At 71.5% G+C, this 15,908-nt stretch carries 15 protein-coding genes; 13 read left to right on the top strand and 2 right to left on the bottom strand.

Going from position 1 to position 15,908, the window contains the following annotated elements; translation table 11 throughout:
• Nucleotides 1-58 precede the first annotated feature (58 nt).
• From ASG04_RS13750 to ASG04_RS13720, 7 genes are all read left to right on the top strand, one after another.
• Nucleotides 59-1,312, top strand: coding sequence for a sensor histidine kinase (locus tag ASG04_RS13750; protein ID WP_200938516.1), 1,254 nt, complete (start codon nucleotides 59-61; stop codon nucleotides 1,310-1,312).
• Nucleotides 1,309-1,980, top strand: a complete 672-nt coding sequence (locus ASG04_RS13745) for a response regulator (RefSeq protein ID WP_056125362.1) — start codon at nucleotides 1,309-1,311, stop codon at nucleotides 1,978-1,980. The genes ASG04_RS13750 and ASG04_RS13745 overlap by 4 nt, the downstream gene beginning before the upstream one ends.
• 130 nt (nucleotides 1,981-2,110) lie before the next feature.
• Nucleotides 2,111-2,863: an ABC transporter ATP-binding protein gene (locus ASG04_RS13740; protein ID WP_056125359.1), complete on the top strand. Its 753-nt coding sequence runs from the start codon at nucleotides 2,111-2,113 to the stop codon at nucleotides 2,861-2,863.
• Nucleotides 2,860-4,257 (top strand): ABC transporter permease, encoded by a 1,398-nt coding sequence (locus tag ASG04_RS13735; RefSeq protein ID WP_056125357.1) that lies wholly within the window; start codon nucleotides 2,860-2,862, stop codon nucleotides 4,255-4,257. Before ASG04_RS13740 ends, ASG04_RS13735 begins: the two co-directional genes overlap by 4 nt.
• 436 nt (nucleotides 4,258-4,693) lie before the next feature.
• The gene (gene leuA / locus ASG04_RS13730) at nucleotides 4,694-6,466 is read left to right on the top strand and encodes a 2-isopropylmalate synthase (RefSeq protein WP_056125355.1); all 1,773 of its coding nucleotides are present in this window, start codon (nucleotides 4,694-4,696) and stop codon (nucleotides 6,464-6,466) included.
• Nucleotides 6,467-6,669: 203 nt separating this feature from the next.
• Nucleotides 6,670-7,518 carry a DNA repair protein RecO gene (gene recO / locus ASG04_RS13725; protein ID WP_056125352.1) on the top strand — a complete coding sequence of 283 codons (849 nt, stop codon included), beginning with the start codon at nucleotides 6,670-6,672 and terminating at the stop codon, nucleotides 7,516-7,518.
• Nucleotides 7,519-7,610: 92 nt separating this feature from the next.
• A complete protein-coding gene (locus ASG04_RS13720; protein WP_056125350.1) occupies nucleotides 7,611-8,408 on the top strand; it encodes an isoprenyl transferase in 798 nt (265 codons plus the stop codon).
• 67 nt (nucleotides 8,409-8,475) lie between these two features.
• Here ASG04_RS13720 and ASG04_RS13715 read toward each other — a convergent pair whose 3' ends face one another.
• The gene (locus ASG04_RS13715; RefSeq protein ID WP_056125348.1) at nucleotides 8,476-9,453 is read right to left on the bottom strand and encodes a LysR family transcriptional regulator; all 978 of its coding nucleotides are present in this window, start codon (nucleotides 9,451-9,453) and stop codon (nucleotides 8,476-8,478) included.
• Between the two features lie 71 nt (nucleotides 9,454-9,524).
• Here ASG04_RS13715 and ASG04_RS13710 point away from each other — a divergent pair, with 71 nt between their 5' ends.
• From ASG04_RS13710 to ASG04_RS17490, 4 genes are all read left to right on the top strand, one after another.
• A complete protein-coding gene (locus ASG04_RS13710; RefSeq protein WP_082518212.1) occupies nucleotides 9,525-10,550 on the top strand; it encodes an aminotransferase class V-fold PLP-dependent enzyme in 1,026 nt (341 codons plus the stop codon).
• Nucleotides 10,551-10,609: 59 nt separating this feature from the next.
• Complete coding sequence (locus ASG04_RS13705) at nucleotides 10,610-11,995, top strand: glycine--tRNA ligase (protein WP_056125832.1); 1,386 nt, start codon at nucleotides 10,610-10,612, stop codon at nucleotides 11,993-11,995.
• Between the two features lie 65 nt (nucleotides 11,996-12,060).
• Nucleotides 12,061-12,780: a DsbA family protein gene (locus tag ASG04_RS13700; RefSeq protein ID WP_056125344.1), complete on the top strand. Its 720-nt coding sequence runs from the start codon at nucleotides 12,061-12,063 to the stop codon at nucleotides 12,778-12,780.
• A complete protein-coding gene (locus tag ASG04_RS17490; protein ID WP_156463673.1) occupies nucleotides 12,777-12,926 on the top strand; it encodes a hypothetical protein in 150 nt (49 codons plus the stop codon). The genes ASG04_RS13700 and ASG04_RS17490 overlap by 4 nt, the downstream gene beginning before the upstream one ends.
• On the opposite strand, the gene ASG04_RS13695 is transcribed toward ASG04_RS17490, so the two are convergent.
• Entirely contained in the window at nucleotides 12,923-13,405 is a 483-nt protein-coding gene (locus ASG04_RS13695) for an aminoacyl-tRNA deacylase (RefSeq protein ID WP_056125342.1), read from the bottom strand. The genes ASG04_RS17490 and ASG04_RS13695 overlap by 4 nt on opposite strands.
• 47 nt (nucleotides 13,406-13,452) lie before the next feature.
• Here ASG04_RS13695 and dusB point away from each other — a divergent pair, with 47 nt between their 5' ends.
• The gene (gene dusB, locus ASG04_RS13690; RefSeq protein WP_056125337.1) at nucleotides 13,453-14,607 is read left to right on the top strand and encodes a tRNA dihydrouridine synthase DusB; all 1,155 of its coding nucleotides are present in this window, start codon (nucleotides 13,453-13,455) and stop codon (nucleotides 14,605-14,607) included.
• Nucleotides 14,604-15,884 (top strand): deoxyguanosinetriphosphate triphosphohydrolase, encoded by a 1,281-nt coding sequence (locus ASG04_RS13685; protein WP_056125335.1) that lies wholly within the window; start codon nucleotides 14,604-14,606, stop codon nucleotides 15,882-15,884. The genes dusB and ASG04_RS13685 overlap by 4 nt, the downstream gene beginning before the upstream one ends.
• Nucleotides 15,885-15,908 lie beyond the last annotated feature (24 nt).

The raw sequence follows: 15,908 nt of genomic DNA, 5'->3' as shown, positions 1-15,908 counted from the left end.
ACCGCGCGTCATCCCGGCGAACGACGCGCACATGACGGGCTCGACGTACCGTGGACGGGTGTTCCGTCCCATGCTGCGCGCGCAGGTCATCGCCGACCTGGTGATCGCCGGCGCGCTCGGGCTGCTCGTCGCGGCGTCGTCCGCGCGCGGCATCGACGACCTGAGCAGCTACGTGGTCATCGTGGGGCTCACCGCGGCACTCGCGCTCCGTCGCCTGTCGCCCGGGCTGGCGTTGACGATCGCCTGGGTGTTCGCCGTCGTGCAGATGGTGACCATGCAGGTGCTCGGGTCGAGCAGCGTGTTCCCGGCCGACCTGTTCATCGGCGGCGTGCTGTACACCACGAGTGCGTACGGCAGCCGGCGGGTGCGCCTGTACGGCCTGGTCTCGGCCATCACCGGGGCCGTCGTCGCGGCCGGCTACTACGGCATCACCGACTTCGCCACCCGGTCGCAGGGCGAGACGATGTACGGCGCCGGACCGGAGTCGTGGACGCTCACCGTCGGGGTGTTCGCGGTGGTGCTCGCCGTGCTGCTCCTCCCGTGGCTCGGCGGCGTCGTCGCCCGCACGCGGCAGACGGCCAGGATGAGCCGCGAGGCCCAGCTGCTCGCCGAGCGTGACGCCGCGCGCGCCGACCGCGCCGTGGCCGTCGAACAGGAGCGGGTCCGCATCGCCCGCGACATGCACGACATCGTCGCGCACTCCCTCGCCGTCGTGATCGCCCAGGCCGACGGCGCACGGTACGCGCTGAAGGCCGACCCGGCCATCGCCGACCAGGCACTCGGCACCATCTCCGGCACGGCACGACGTGCCCTCGGCGACGTGCGCGAGCTGCTCGGCGCACTCCGTCACGAGCAGGGGACCACACCGACCCCGGACGTCGACGACATCGAGCGGCTCGTCCACGAGATGCGGGACGTCGGCGTCGACGTGCGGGTCGAGCGGCGCGGGGACCCCTCGTCGCTGCCCACCTCGACGCAGCTCGCGGTCTACCGCATCGTCCAGGAGAGCCTGACGAACGCGTACAAGCACGGCGAACAGGGCACGCCTGTGCACACGACCCTGACCTACCGCCCGGACACCGTCGAGATCGACGTGGTGAACCGGCGCGCCGACGACGGCCGCGCGGGACCCGGCACGGGCCACGGCCTGGTCGGGATGCGCGAGCGTGCCACCATGTCCGGGGGCAGCATGACCGCGGGACCGCGCGGTGACGACTTCGCGGTGGCCGTCCGGATGCCGTCGCACCCCGCCAGCGGGCAGATGCCACGCGGGCTCTTCACCCCGACCGACCAGGAGCGAACCGCCCGATGACCGCCAACCCCATCCGCGTCGCGCTCGTCGACGACCAGGCGCTGTTCCGCACCGGCATCCGGATGCTCATCGACTCCCAGCCGGACCTGCAGTTCGTGGGTGAAGCGGGCGACGGTGCCGAGGGCGTCGAGCTCGTCCGCCGCCACCGCCCGGACGTGGTCCTGATGGACGTCCGGATGCCCGTGATGGACGGCATCTCCGCGACCGCCAAGATCGTCGAGGACGCGGGTCCCGACGGTGCGAAGGTCCTGGTCCTCACCACGTTCGACTTCGACGAGGCAGCTGCCAAGGCGATCCGGGCCGGCGCGAGCGGCTTCGTGCTCAAGGACGCCGACCCCGAGTTCCTGCTGGCAGCGGTCCGCACGGTGCACGCGGGCACCGCCGTGTTCGCGGCGTCCGCCACCCGCGAGCTCCTCCGCCGGTACGACGACTCGGCCGAACGAGCCGCCAACGTCCCCGCCGCCGTGGACGACCTGACCCCGCGGGAGCGCGAGATCTTCGACCTCGCCGCGCGGGGTTTCAGCAACAGCGAGATCGCCCAGCACGAGTTCGTCAGCGAGGCCACGGTGAAGACGCACGTGTCCCGCGTGCTGACGAAGCTCGGGCTGCGCGACCGCGTCCGGTTGGTCGTGTTCGCACACGAGCACGGGCTCGTCACCCGGGACTGAACCCGGCGGCGCGCCGGCGCTGCTGTCATCCCGCAGGATGAGTCCTCCACTGGGACGTGCACCGATCGGTCCATCCACAGGAGACGACCGGCCGACGCGCCAGGAGCCTCCAGCGGGCGAGGGTTGACCCATGACCACCAGCCACGCTCCGATCATCCGCCTCGACCACGTGTCCAAGCACTACGGCGACGCCGCGCGCCGGGTCACCGCGCTCGACGACGTCAGCGTCGACATCGGCGCGGGGGAGTTCACCGCGGTCATGGGACCGTCGGGTTCCGGCAAGTCGACGCTGATGCACGTCGCAGCCGGTCTCGACGCCGTGTCGACCGGCCGGATCTCGATCGACGGCACCGACATCACGCAGCTCGGTGACAAGGACCTCACCGAACTGCGCCGCCGCCGGCTCGGGTTCGTGTTCCAGTCGTTCAACCTCGTCCCGACCCTCGACGTCAGCGAGAACATCCGTCTGCCGTTCCTGCTCGGCGGCCACAAGCCCTCGCGGGACGAGGCCGCCTGGATCGACCGCCTGGTCGACCAGCTCGGGCTCGGCAACCGGCTCGGGCACCGCCCGCACCAGCTCTCCGGCGGCCAGCAGCAGCGGGTCGCCATCGCCCGGGCACTCGCCTCGCGCCCGGCCGTGGTGGTCGCGGACGAACCGACCGGCGCGCTCGACTCCCGGACCGGTCGCGACGTGCTGGCGATCCTGCGCGGTGCCGTGGCCGAGTGGGGCCAGAGCGTCGTGATGGTCACGCACGACCCCTCCGCCGCCGCCAACGCGGACCGGATCCTGTTCCTCGCCGACGGCCGCATCGTGGGGGACCGCCCCGCGATGTCCGCCGCCGAGATCTCCGCGACGATGCTCGGGATGGAGGCCGCAGCGTGAACGCCGTCCGCGACTTCCGGCCCACCATCCTGGTGGCTGCCCTCGGCACCACCTTCGGCTCCGCCCTCGTCATCGCACCCGGCATCGTCACGGAAGCGCTCGGCGCCGCCGGGTTCGGCGACGTCGCCGCGGTGAAGTCGATCCTCGACGTCATCGGGTGGCTGTTCCTCGGGATCGCGCTCTACGTCGGCGCGATCGTCACCGCCAACACCTGCGCGACGCTCATCGCGGGGCAGACCCGGGTGATCGCACTCCAGCGCCTGGTCGGCGCCACGGGAGCGTCGCTGCGTGCTCGCATCACCCGCGCCGGGCTCGTCGTCGGTGTCATCGGCGGCCTCGTCGGGGCCGTCGCGGGCACCGGTCTGAGCGCGTTGTTCGTCGCCGTCCTGCGCAGCAACGGGTTCCTGCCGGACACGTCGTACACACTGGTGCCGTGGCAGCTCGTGCTGCCGATCGTCGCCGTGGTGCTGGCGACGTGGGGCGCGTTCGCCGTCGGCTCCAAGCGCGTCCTCAGCGTGACCCCGCTCGAGGCCCTGTCCTCGAGCATCGAGCCGAGCCACGACGACCTGCGGTCCGGCACGGCGCGCAAGGTCTGGGCGATCCTGCTCATGGCCGGTGGTGGTGCACTCATGCTGCTGGGCCTGGTCCTCAGCGGGTCCACGCCCGTCGCCGTGCTGCCCGCGGCACTCGGCGGGTTCGTGTCCTTCGCGGGTGTCGCCGTCGGTGCCACGATCGTGATGCCGCCGGTCCTGGCACTCATCGGCAAGATCGGCGCGAAGGACCCGGTCGTGCTCCTCGCCGGGCGCAATGCCCTGCGCGCGCCCGGTCGTGCCGCACGGGCCACCATCGGGCTCGTCATCGGCGTCACCCTGCTCGTCACGTTCGCGGTCGCGCTCGGGATGATGCAGCACGTGCTCGAGACCGAGGTCGGCAAGCAGGTCCAGGGCGCCAGCGCCGACCAGGTGCAGGCCGTGCGCGACTTCTTCCTCCAGGTCAACGGCGTCGTCAGCGTGATCGTCGGGTTCTCCGCCGTCATCGCCGCCGTCGGGGTGGTGAACGCGCTGGCACTCGGCGTGCTGCAGCGGCGTCGTGAGCTCGGACTGCTGCGCGTCCTCGGCCTGACGGGCGCCCAGGTGCGGCGCATGATCATCACCGAGGCGGTCCAGATGGTCGTCGCGGCCGTCCTGACCGGGCTCGTGCTCGGCACCTTCTACGGCTGGGTGGGCGGGCAGACCCTGCTCGGCACGCTCGGCACCGTCGGAGCTCCGGTCCTGCCCACGATGACCATCGTCATCGTGGTCGTCGGCGCGCTGCTCCTCGCCGTCGCCGCGACCGTCGCCCCGGTGCGCCGCGCCATGCGCGTCCCGCCAACCGAGGCACTCGCGGTCGACTGACCCGCGGTGCGCGGCGCGCGGCGCGTGGCGGTGGCTAGTGGCGGTGACGCGACCGCATGAGGAACGGGAGGCCCGGTGCCAGCTGGCACCGGGCCTCCCGTTCGTCGTCGGTGCGCGGACCGGTGTCGTGTCCGGGCCGCTGCGCTACCGGCCGCTTCTGACCACGCCACGTGCTCGAGGTTCCGCGACTCGCCGCTCAGGCCCATCGAGGTGACAGGTCTCGAGCGTGTCGGCCCGCGAGATGTCGGAATTGTGGAACCTCGGGAAGGCCCTCGTCGCTCGCCCTGTCACAGTCACGAGCTCCGGTGCTACCGTTGGCTCGATGTACTCGGCGCTCCTCCTCCTTCGCTGCCGCGACGAGGCCTGACAACGGCCCACCTCGTCGCGGAGTCTGTCGTCGGCCGACACCACCTGACGAACCGAAAGCGAACGACCGATGCAGAACACCCAGCGCCCCTCCGGGATGCCGATCCACAAGTACGTCCCCTTCCACGAGCAGATCACCGTGGACCTGCCCGACCGCACCTGGCCGACGAAGCGCATCGACAAGGCCCCTCGCTGGTGTGCCGTCGACCTGCGTGACGGCAACCAGGCACTCATCGACCCGATGGACGCCGACCGCAAGCGCGCCATGTTCGACCTGCTCGTGGGCATGGGCTACAAGGAGATCGAGGTCGGGTTCCCCAGCGCCTCGCAGACCGACTTCGACTTCGTCCGCAGCCTCATCGACGAGGGCGCCATCCCGGACGACGTCACCATCCAGGTCCTGACCCAGGCGCGCGAGCACCTGATCCAGCGGACGTACGAGGCGATCGACGGCGCGAAGCAGGCCATCGTCCACCTGTACAACTCGACGTCGATCGTCCAGCGCGAGGTGGTGTTCCGCACCGACGTGCAGGGCGTCGTCGACATCGCGGTGGCCGGCGCGAAGCTGTGCAAGGCCGCCGAGGCGACGCTCCAGCACGACACGACGATCTACTACGAGTACTCGCCGGAGTCCTACACGGGGACCGAGCTCGAGGTCGCGCTGCAGATCTGCAACGCGGTGCTCGAGGTGTTCGAGCCCACTCCCGACCGCAAGGTGATCATCAACCTGCCGGCGACGGTCGAGATGGCGACGCCGAACGTCTACGCCGACTCGATCGAGTGGATGTCGCGCAACCTGGCCCACCGGCAGGACGTGATCCTGTCGCTGCACCCGCACAACGACCGCGGCACCGCCGTCGCCGCCGCGGAGCTCGGCTACATGGCCGGCGCTGACCGCATCGAGGGCTGCCTGTTCGGCAACGGGGAGCGCACGGGCAACGTCGACCTGGTCGCCCTCGGCATGAACCTCTTCACGCAGGGCATCGACCCGGAGATCAGCTTCGCGGACATCGACCAGGTCAAGCGCACGGTCGAGTACTGCAACCAGCTGCCCGTGCCGGAGCGCCAGCCGTGGGCCGGCGACCTGGTCTACACAGCGTTCAGCGGCTCGCACCAGGACGCGATCAAGAAGGGCTTCGACGCCATGCAGGCCAAGGCGGCCGCGGCGGGCACGAGCATCGACGAGGTCGAGTGGGCCGTGCCGTACCTGCCCGTCGACCCGAAGGACATCGGCCGCTCGTACGAGGCCGTCATCCGCGTCAACTCGCAGTCGGGCAAGGGCGGGGTCGCCTACCTGCTCAAGACCGACCACGCGATCGACCTGCCGCGCAAGCTGCAGATCGAGTTCTCCGGCGTCGTGCAGCAGCGCACCGACACCGAGGGCGGCGAGTTCACGTCGGAGAAGATCTGGGACCTGTTCCGCGACGAGTACCTGCCGGCCGACGACGAGTCGGACAAGTGGGGCCGCTACGAGATCACCAAGACGGCGACGTCGAGCGACTTCGCGGGCACCACGTCGCTCTCGGTCGCGATGCGCGTCGACGACGGCTCGGTCTCGGCCGAGGCGATCGGCACCGGTCCGATCGACGCGTTCCTGTCGGTCATGCGGGAGCAGGGCGTCGCCGTGACGCTCTACGACTACTCGGAGCACACCATGAGCGCCTCCGGTGACGCGAAGGCGGCGTCCTACGTCGAACTCGACGTCGACGGAGTCCGCCTGTGGGGCGTCGGGATCGACGCCGACATCGCCACCGCCTCGCTCAAGGCGATCGTCTCGGCGGTCAATCGTGCGGTCCGCGCGGGCGCCGCGTCCGGCGCGGCGCCGGAGCTCGTCTCCGCCTAGGCATCGCACCCCGCTCCACACATCGCGCCCCGTCCTGACGGGGCGCGATGTCGTTGCGGGGGTGCGATCCGTGCGGTCAACGGCACCACGGCCGGGAGGCGCGGTGCGGGTCCGACGCGCACCGCGCCTCCCGTCCGGTGTCGGCCCGGTGCGCACCGACCCCGTCGGCGCATGGTGTCGTGGGCACGGGGGATACTGGGTCCATGCCGCTGTACCGGGACGAGTGCGTCGTGCTCCGCACCCACAAGCTCGGCGAAGCGGACCGCATCGTCACCATGCTCAGCCGGCAGCACGGCAAGATCCGCGCCGTGGCGAAGGGCGTCCGGCGCACCGGGTCCAAGTTCGGCAGCCGGCTCGAGCCCTTCATGGTGGTCGACGCGCAGTTCTACGAGGGCCGCTCGCTCGACATCGTCACGCAGGCTGAGTCGCTCGGGTCGTACGGCGCCCAGATCGTCGCGGACTACGGCGCCTACACGGCGGCGAGTGCGATGGTCGAGACGGCCGACCGGCTCAGCGAAGCAGACGCCGGACTCCAGCAGTACCTGTTGCTCGTCGGCGCGCTGCGCTCCCTGTCGAGGAGCGAGCACATGCCGAGTGCGACGCTCGACTCGTACCTGCTGCGGGCGATGAGCATCGCGGGGTGGGCGCCCTCGTTCTCGGACTGCGCCGTGACGGGCGAGCCGGGTCCGCACTCGGCGTTCGTCGTGCAGCTCGGCGGTGTCGTCGCGAACAGCGCTGCGCCTCCCGGGTCACCGCGGCTCGACGGCACGACGCTGACGATCCTCGGCTCGCTGCTGGCCGGGGACTGGGCCACCGTCGACGCGGCGGACGAGCGCTCGCGGTCGCGCGCCTCCGGCGTGGTGGCGGCGTACGCCCAGTGGCACCTGGAACGATCGCTGAAGTCCCTGCCGCACGTCGACCGGTCCGAGCGTCCGGCCGCGGTGCCGGCGCACGACGGACCGGCGCACGACGGGGTGGCCGTGGTGGCACGAGCGGTCGCTGCGACCCCGGCGCCGCCGGTCCCGCAGCCGGACGAGCACGACCTGTCCTGACGGCCGGACACGGACACGCACACGCACACGCACACGGACACGCACACCCGTCCCGCACCCGCGGACGCATCCACCGAGGAGGAACGCACCGCATGAGCCCGCGCCGATCCGATGCCGCCGAACCCTTCCGGCCGGTCGACTGGACGGGCGAGACACCGCCCGCGATCCCCAAGCGCTTCGTCCCGCAGCACGTGGCGATCGTGATGGACGGCAACGGCCGGTGGGCGAACGGCCGCGGACTCACCCGCATCGAGGGGCACAAGGCCGGCGAGGCGTCGTTGCTCGACGTCGTCGCCGGGGGCATCCAGATCGGCGTCGAGCACATCAGCGCCTACGCGTTCTCGACCGAGAACTGGAAGCGGTCACCGGAGGAGGTCCGGTTCCTGATGGGCTTCAACCGCGACGTGATCCGCCGTCGCCGCGACCAGCTGAACGAGTGGGGCGTCCGCGTGCGATGGGCCGGCCGACGTCCGCGGCTGTGGCGCAGCGTCATCGACGAGCTCGAGACCGCCGAGCAGATGACGGCGGGCAACGACGTCCTGACGCTGACGATGTGCGTCAACTACGGCGGCCGGAACGAGATCGCGGACGCCGTGCGCTCCCTGGCCGAGGACGTCGCCGCCGGTCGACTCAAGCCGAGTCAGGTCACCGAGAAGGCGATCGCCAAGCGGTTGTACGTGCCCGAGATGCCCGACGTGGACCTGTTCCTGCGGAGCTCGGGCGAGCAGCGCACCAGCAACTTCCTGCTGTGGCAGTCGGCCTACGCCGAGATGGTGTTCCTCGACCGGCTGTGGCCGGACTTCCGACGGACGGACCTCTGGGGAGCGGTGGAGGAGTACGCACGCCGCGATCGCCGGTTCGGCGGTGCGGTGGACACCCCGACGGCATGATCGAGGGGCGCGATCCCGCGATCGGTACCCGGGAGACCGTCACGCCGACGAACGGCTGACGCGGACGCTACGACAGCAGTGCAGCCGCGGAACCGACGGCCTCGAGGGTGGCCCGCACACTCGGCACCCGCTCGGCCCCGGCCGCGACGACCACCTCGACGCGCCGGGCCAGGTCGTCGTCGACGGGGTCGATCACCACCTCGGCGGGGATCACCGTCGTCGCGAGCGCCAGTCGGGGGAGCAACGCCACGCCGAGCCCCGCGGCGACGAGCCCCACGACCGCGGCGGCGTTGTCGGTCTCGAGCACGATGTCCGGCGTGAACCCGGCCGTCGCGCACGAGGCGAGCAGGTGGCCCCGGCAGCGGGGGCAGCCGCCGATCCAGCGGGCATCACGCAGCGACGCCAGGTCCACCGTCGGACCGGATCCAGCGGACGCGCCGGACCCGGCCGACGCCCGCGAACCGTCCACGGGACCGTCCGCAGCGGACGCGTCCGACGGCCCAGGGCCTCCTGCCCGGACCAGCGCCAGCGGGTCCCGCCCGATCGCGCGCGTCAGCAGCGTCGGGTCCGCGACGACCTCGTCACCGACGTACGTGAACGTCAGCGCCAGGTCCACCTCGCCGCGGCGGAGCATCGCGAGCGCCTCGGGAGGCTCGACCTCGACGTAGGTGGTGCTGACACCGGGGACGGTCGCGGCCATCGTCGCCAGGATCGCGGGGACGAGCGTCGACGAGGCGCTCGGGAAGCCGGCGATCCGCACCCGTCCGCGCGTGAGGCCGCCGACGGCGTCGAAGTCCTCGCGCGCGGCGGCCAGCGCGGCCTGCACGTGCAGGGCGTGGTCGGCGAGCACCCGGCCGGACTCGGTGAGCGTCACGCCACGCGCACCGCGGAGCACGAGCGCGTGCCCGAGTCGCTGCTCGGAGCGGTGCAGCATCTGGCTGACGGCGGGCTGGCTGTACCCGAGGGCGGTGGCGGCCCCGGTGATCGAGCCCGCGTCAGCGACGGCTCGGAGCACACGGAGCAGCTGCAGGTCGATCGTCTCCACAACACGATGTTATGGCAGGGCGAAGGATCCTGTCCTGGTGTGATGGCTCGGGCTCCCGGACCATGGGCGGCATGGACTCCTACGTCGATGGCCACGGGTACCTGGCCGCCTGTACGGCCGGGTTGCCGACGCACGGCACGCTCGCCGCCATGCGCGCCGACCTGGACGAGTGGGGGCGCAGTGCGTCGGACCCGGCGCGCTACGGCGCGCTCGTCGAGGAGGGCCGCGCGCGGTTCGCGGCACTGGTCGGGGTGCCTGCCGACCGGGTCGCGACGGGTTCGCAGACCTCGACCATGACCGCGGTCGTCGCGGCGGCGCTGCCGGACGGAGCCGAGGTCGTGGTGCCCGACGGCGACTTCAGCTCGATCGTCTTCCCCTTCCTGGCACAGGCGCACCGCGGCATCCGCGTGCGGAGCGTCCCGCTCGCGACGCTGTCGACCGCGCTGACGTCGGACACGGCGCTGGTCGCCTGGTCGGCCGTGCAGTCCGCGACGGGGGAGGTGGTCGACTCCGCGGCCGTCGTCGCAGCGGCTCGTGCCGTCGGCGCCCGCACGCTGTGCGACCTCACCCAGGCCGCGGGCGTGCTCCCCGTCGCCGCCGCACCGTTCGACGTCACCGTCACCCACGCCTACAAGTGGCTCTGCGCGCCGCGTGGCGTCGCCTTCATGACCATGTCCGACGACGCGCTCGGCTGGCTGCGGCCCGTGCAGGCCGGGTGGTACGCGGGCGCCGACGTGTGGTCCTCGTGCTACGGCCCGGACATGCGGCTCGCCGACGACGCCCGGCGGTTCGACGTGTCCCCGGCCTGGCAGGCCTGGCCCGGGGCGGTCGCCGCCCTGCGGCACGTCGGATCCCTCGACATGGCCTCGGTCTGGAGGCACGGTGCCGGTCTCGCGGACCGGCTGGCGGACGCGCTCGGTGCGGTGCGGCAGTCGCAGGCGGTCATGACCGTGCCCGATCCGTCCGGCGCGGGGCTCGCAGCGCTGACGGCCGCGGGCATCACCGCGTCGGGGCGTGCCGGTCGGCTGCGGCTCGCCTTCCACCACTGGAACGACGACTCCGACGTGGACGCGGTCGCCCGGGTGCTCGCCCGTTAGTCTTGCCGGGTACGTTTCCGCACCGGGCACCCAGCTCGGCGACACTGATGGAGTTCTCCTTGGCTCAGCCCTCCCGTCTCGACTCGGTCATCGCCCTCGCGAAAGGCCGCGGGTTCGTCTTCCAGTCGGGTGAGATCTACGGCGGGTCCCGCTCCGCGTGGGACTACGGGCCCCTCGGCGTCGAGCTGAAGGAGAACATCAAGCGGCAGTGGTGGCAGCGGTTCGTCCGCGGTCGCGGCGACATGGTCGGCCTCGACTCCGCCGTCATCCTGCCCCGCAAGGTGTGGGAAGCATCCGGTCACGTGGCGACCTTCACCGACCCGCTGGTCGAGTGCCTGCACTGCCACCACCGCTTCCGCGAGGACCACCTGATCGAGGCCTTCACCGCCAAGAAGGGCCGTGCCCCCGAGGGTGGCATGGCCGAGATCGCCTGCTCGAACTGCGGCACCCGCGGGCAGTGGACCGAGCCCCGCGAGTTCTCCGGCATGCTCAAGACCTACCTGGGCCCGGTCGAGTCGGAAGAGGGCCTGAACTTCCTGCGCCCCGAGACCGCGCAGGGCATCTTCGTCGACTTCGCCCAGGTCGTCACGACCAGCCGCATGAAGCCCCCGTTCGGCATCGGGCAGGTCGGCAAGGCGTTCCGCAACGAGATCACCCCCGGCAACTTCATCTTCCGCACGCGCGAGTTCGAGCAGATGGAGATCGAGTACTTCGTGCCGCCGGCCTCGGCGCAGGAGCACTACGAGCAGTGGATCGCGGACTCGGTCGCCTGGTACACCGACCTCGGCATCGACCCGGAGAACCTGCGCCGCTTCGACGTGCCGGACGGCGAACGCGCGCACTACTCCGACGCCACCGCCGACATCGAGTACCGGTTCGGGTTCCAGGGCTCGGAGTGGGGCGAGCTCATGGGCGTCGCGAACCGCACCGACTTCGACCTGAACAACCACATCGAGTCCTCCGGCAAGGACCTGCGCTACTTCGACCAGGCCGCCAACGAGAAGTACGTGCCGTACGTCATCGAGCCGTCGTTCGGCCTGACCCGCGCGCTCATGGCCTTCCTGCTCGACGCCTACCACGAGGACGAGGCGCCGAACGCGAAGGGCGGCGTCGACAAGCGCACGGTGCTGCGGCTCGACCCGCGCCTGGCCCCGGTCAAGGCCGCCGTGCTGCCGCTGTCCCGCAACGAGCAGCTGTCGCCCGTCGCCCGCGGCCTGGCCGACGACCTGCGCAAGGTCTGGAACGTCGACTTCGACGACGCCGGCGCGATCGGCCGCCGCTACCGCCGCCACGACGAGATCGGCACCCCGTTCTGCATCACGGTGGACTTCGACACCCTCGACGACAAGGCCGTCACCGTGCGCGAGCGCGACACGATGAGCCAGGAGCGCGTGTCGCTCGACCAGCTGCAGGGGTACCTGGCCCAGCGCCTGCTCGGCGCGTAGCCACCGCCTCCGCGACGCGGTCGTGCTGCCGGGAATGCCGACGGCACGGCCGCGTTGACGGTCGTGTGAACGATTCTGTGAAGGTCGACGTCTGGTCCGACATCGCGTGCCCCTGGTGCTACATCGGCAAGCGCAAGTTCGAGGCCGGGGTCGCCGCGTTCGGCGGTCCGGTCGAGGTCGAGTACCACTCCTTCGAGCTCAGCCCGGACACCCCGGTGGACTTCGAGGGCACCGAGGCCGAGTTCCTCTCCGGCCACAAGGGCATGCCCGTCGACCAGGCACAGCAGATGCTCGACCAGGTGACCGCGATCGCCGCTTCGGTCGGGCTCGACTACGACTTCGACGCCATGCACCACACGAACACGGTCAAGGCGCACCAGGTCATCCACCTGGCCAAGCAGCACGGCAAGCAGCTCGCGATGGTCGAGCGGTTGTTCGCCGCGTACTTCGAGCGAGGCGAGCACGTCGGGCAGGAGTCCTCGTTGGCGGACCTGGCCGCCGAGGTCGGTCTCGACCGCGACGAGGTCCTCGCGACCCTGCGCGACGACGCCAAGGTCGCCGACGTCCGTGCCGACCAGGCACAGGCCCAGGCGTACGGCATCAACGGCGTGCCGTTCTTCGTGATCGACGGCAAGTACGGCGTCTCGGGCGCCCAGGACCCGGCGGCGTTCGAACAGGTCCTGCGTCAGGTCGTCGCGCTGCGCGAGACCACACCGGACGAGGTCGCGTCAGCGACGGAACATGCCGGGGACGACCGTGCAGCCGACGTGGCGGCGACCCGATGACGGACCTGGACGTGCGCGCCGCGGCCGCACCGGTCCTCCAGGCCGTGCCCGGACTGCAGCCGCTGCTGGCGGACGCCGCCGTGTGCGAGGGCGACGCCTGCTTCGTGCCCGGCGCCGAGGGCGACTGGTCAGAGGTCCCGGACTAGCGCTGTGGTTCCTCGTCGGTGATGTCGGCGACCGTCGCGTCGTACGCGGCGATCAGCGCATCGGCGTCGACGAACGCGCTGGCGCCGTGACGACCGGCCCCGAGCGCCACGCGGCGGCCGACGATGCGTTCGTCGGCGAAGACCGGCAGGTCGCCCGTCGCGCCGATCGGGGTGATCGTGCCGCGTTCGTAGCCCGAGGCCTGCAGGGCCGTCGCCGCGTCGGGCATCGACAGCTTGTTCACGCCGACGAGTGCGCGGAGCTTCTTCCACGCGATGCTCCGGCCCCCGGGCACGAGCGCCAGCACGAAGTCCCCGTCGTGGCGCTTCACCACGAGCGTCTTCACGATGTCGCCCGGGTCGATGCCGAGCAGCTCGGCAGCCTGGGCCAGGGAGTCGGCGGCGGGACGCTCCACGACCTCGACCTGCAGGCGCCGGGCTGCTGCGTCGGCGTCGAACCGGGCGATGGCGTCGGTGGTCATGTGGAGAACGCTACCGGCGGACGCCGACGTGGGAGGATGGAGGGGCGATGACGATCACACAAGCCCCCCGGAAGCCCCTGCGCATCGGCCCCATCGAGGTCGACGTGCCGGTCGTGCTCGCGCCGATGGCGGGCATCACGAACATGGCGTACCGCCGGCTCTGTCGTGAGTACGGCGCGGGCCTGTACGTCTGCGAGATGATCACCTCGCGCGCGCTGGTCGAGCGCACGCCCGTGTCGATGCAGCTGATCCAGCACCACGAGTCCGAGACGCCGCGGTCGATCCAGCTCTACGGGGTGGAACCGAACACCGTGGCCGAAGCCGCCACGATCCTGGTCGGCGAAGACCGTGCCGACCACATCGACCTCAACTTCGGGTGCCCCGTGCCCAAGGTCACGCGCAAGGGCGGCGGCGCTGCCCTGCCGTGGAAGACCGACCTGTTCCGCGACCTGGTGACGAAGACCGTCAAGGCCGCCGGCGACGTCCCGGTCACGGTCAAGATGCGCAAGGGCATCGACGCCGACCACCTGACCTACCTCGACGCCGCCCGCATCGCGCGGGACGCCGGCGTCGCCGCGGTGTCACTGCACGCCCGCACGGCGAACGAGCACTACTCCGGCCAGGCCGACTGGTCCGCCATCGCGACGCTGAAGGAAGCCGTCACCGACATCCCGGTGCTCGGCAACGGTGACATCTGGTCCGCTGCCGACGCGCTGCGCATGGTCGACGAGACCGGCTGCGACGGCGTGGTCGTCGGGCGTGGCTGCCTGGGGCGTCCGTGGCTGTTCGGCGACCTGGCGGCGGCCTTCCGCGGCGAGGGGCTGCGGTACATGCCCTCGCTGGGCGAGGTCGCGGTCGGGTTCCGTCGGCACGCCGAGCTGCTCGTCGAGTTCTTCGGGTCCGAAGACCAGGGGTGCAGGGACATGCGCAAGCACGTGGCCTGGTACTTCAAGGGCTACCCGATCGGCAGCGATGTCCGCTCCGGTCTGTCCATGGCGTCGTCGCTGCAGGAGATCGACGACCTGCTGGGCCAGCTCGACCACGACGCGCCGTACCCGGGCGCCGACGCCGAGGGGCCGCGCGGCCGTGCCGGACACCCCAAGCGCACCGCCCTGCCCGACCGCTGGCTCGAGAGCCGCGACGTCGACGCCGACTTCCGCCGGGTCCTGGCCGCCGCCGAGCTGCACCACAGCGGCGGATGAGCGCCACCGCCTCGTACGGGCCCGCCGACGCCGACCGGTGGTTGCCGGAGCAGCACGGCAACCGCCGCAGCGACTTCGCCCGTGACCGCGCCCGGCTGCTGCACTCCAGCGCGCTCCGGCGTCTGGCTGCGAAGACCCAGGTGCTCAGTCCGACGACCGGACTCGACTTCGCCCGCAACCGGTTGACCCATTCGCTCGAGGTCGCCCAGGTCGGGCGCGAGCTCGCCGACCAGCTCGGGCTCGACCCGGACGTCGTCGACACCGCGTGCCTGGCCCACGACATCGGTCATCCGCCGTTCGGCCACAACGGCGAGACCGCGGTGAACGCCTGGGCGGCTGACATCGGTGGGTTCGAGGGCAACGCGCAGACACTGCGGCTGCTGACCCGGCTCGAGCCGAAGGTCTACGGGTCCGACGACCGTCCGTACGGCCTGAACCTGACCCGGGCGTCGCTCGACGCATCGTGCAAGTACCCGTGGCCGGCCTCGCAGGGTGTCGGCGAAGCGTCCTCCGGGCGCACCAAGTTCGGCTTCTACGACGACGACCACGACGCGTTCGAGTGGCTCCGTGCGGGCGCACCCCGACGACAGCGCTGCATCGAGGCGCAGGTCATGGACCTCTCCGACGACATCGCGTACTCGGTGCACGACTTCGAGGACGCGGTGGTGGCGAGCTTCATCGACGTGGCGGCCCTCGGTGACCGCGTCGGCGAGAACGACATCGTCGCCGCCATGCACGCGTGGGTCGGCGACGACCTCAGCCGCGACGAACTGCTCGAGGCGTTCGACCGCCTGCGCGCGCTGCCGCTGTGGATGACCTCCTACGACGGCTCCCGGCAGGACGCGGCACGGCTCAAGAACCTGACGTCGCAGTTGATCGGCCGCTTCGCCCGCACCGCGACCAGTGCGACGCGACAGGCCTACGCGTCCGGCTCCCTGGTCCGGTTCGCAGCGTCGGTCGTGACCCCGCCCGAGATCATCGGTGAGATCGCGGTGCTCAAGGGCATCGTGGCGGCGTTCGTGATGACCCAGGGCGATCGGCAGCCGGTGTACCAGGACCAGCGCACGATCCTGACCGAACTGCTCGACGCCGTGGCCGACCGCGGGGACCGCGCCCTCGAGCCCGGGTTCGCGGCCGACTGGCGCGCCGCCGAGGACGAGGCCGGGCGGCACCGAGCGGTCGTCGACCAGGTCGCCAGCCTGACCGACCAGGGCGCCATCGCGTGGCACAGGCGCCTGGTCGTGGGGGAGCGGGAGCCCGTCCACATCCCCGTCTGAGCGGTCGGTGGGGTCCTCGGTCCG

Source organism: Curtobacterium sp. Leaf183 (assembly GCF_001424385.1).
Classification (GTDB): Bacteria; Actinomycetota; Actinomycetes; order Actinomycetales; family Microbacteriaceae; genus Curtobacterium.
This window is presented reverse-complemented; position numbering and strand designations above follow the sequence as displayed.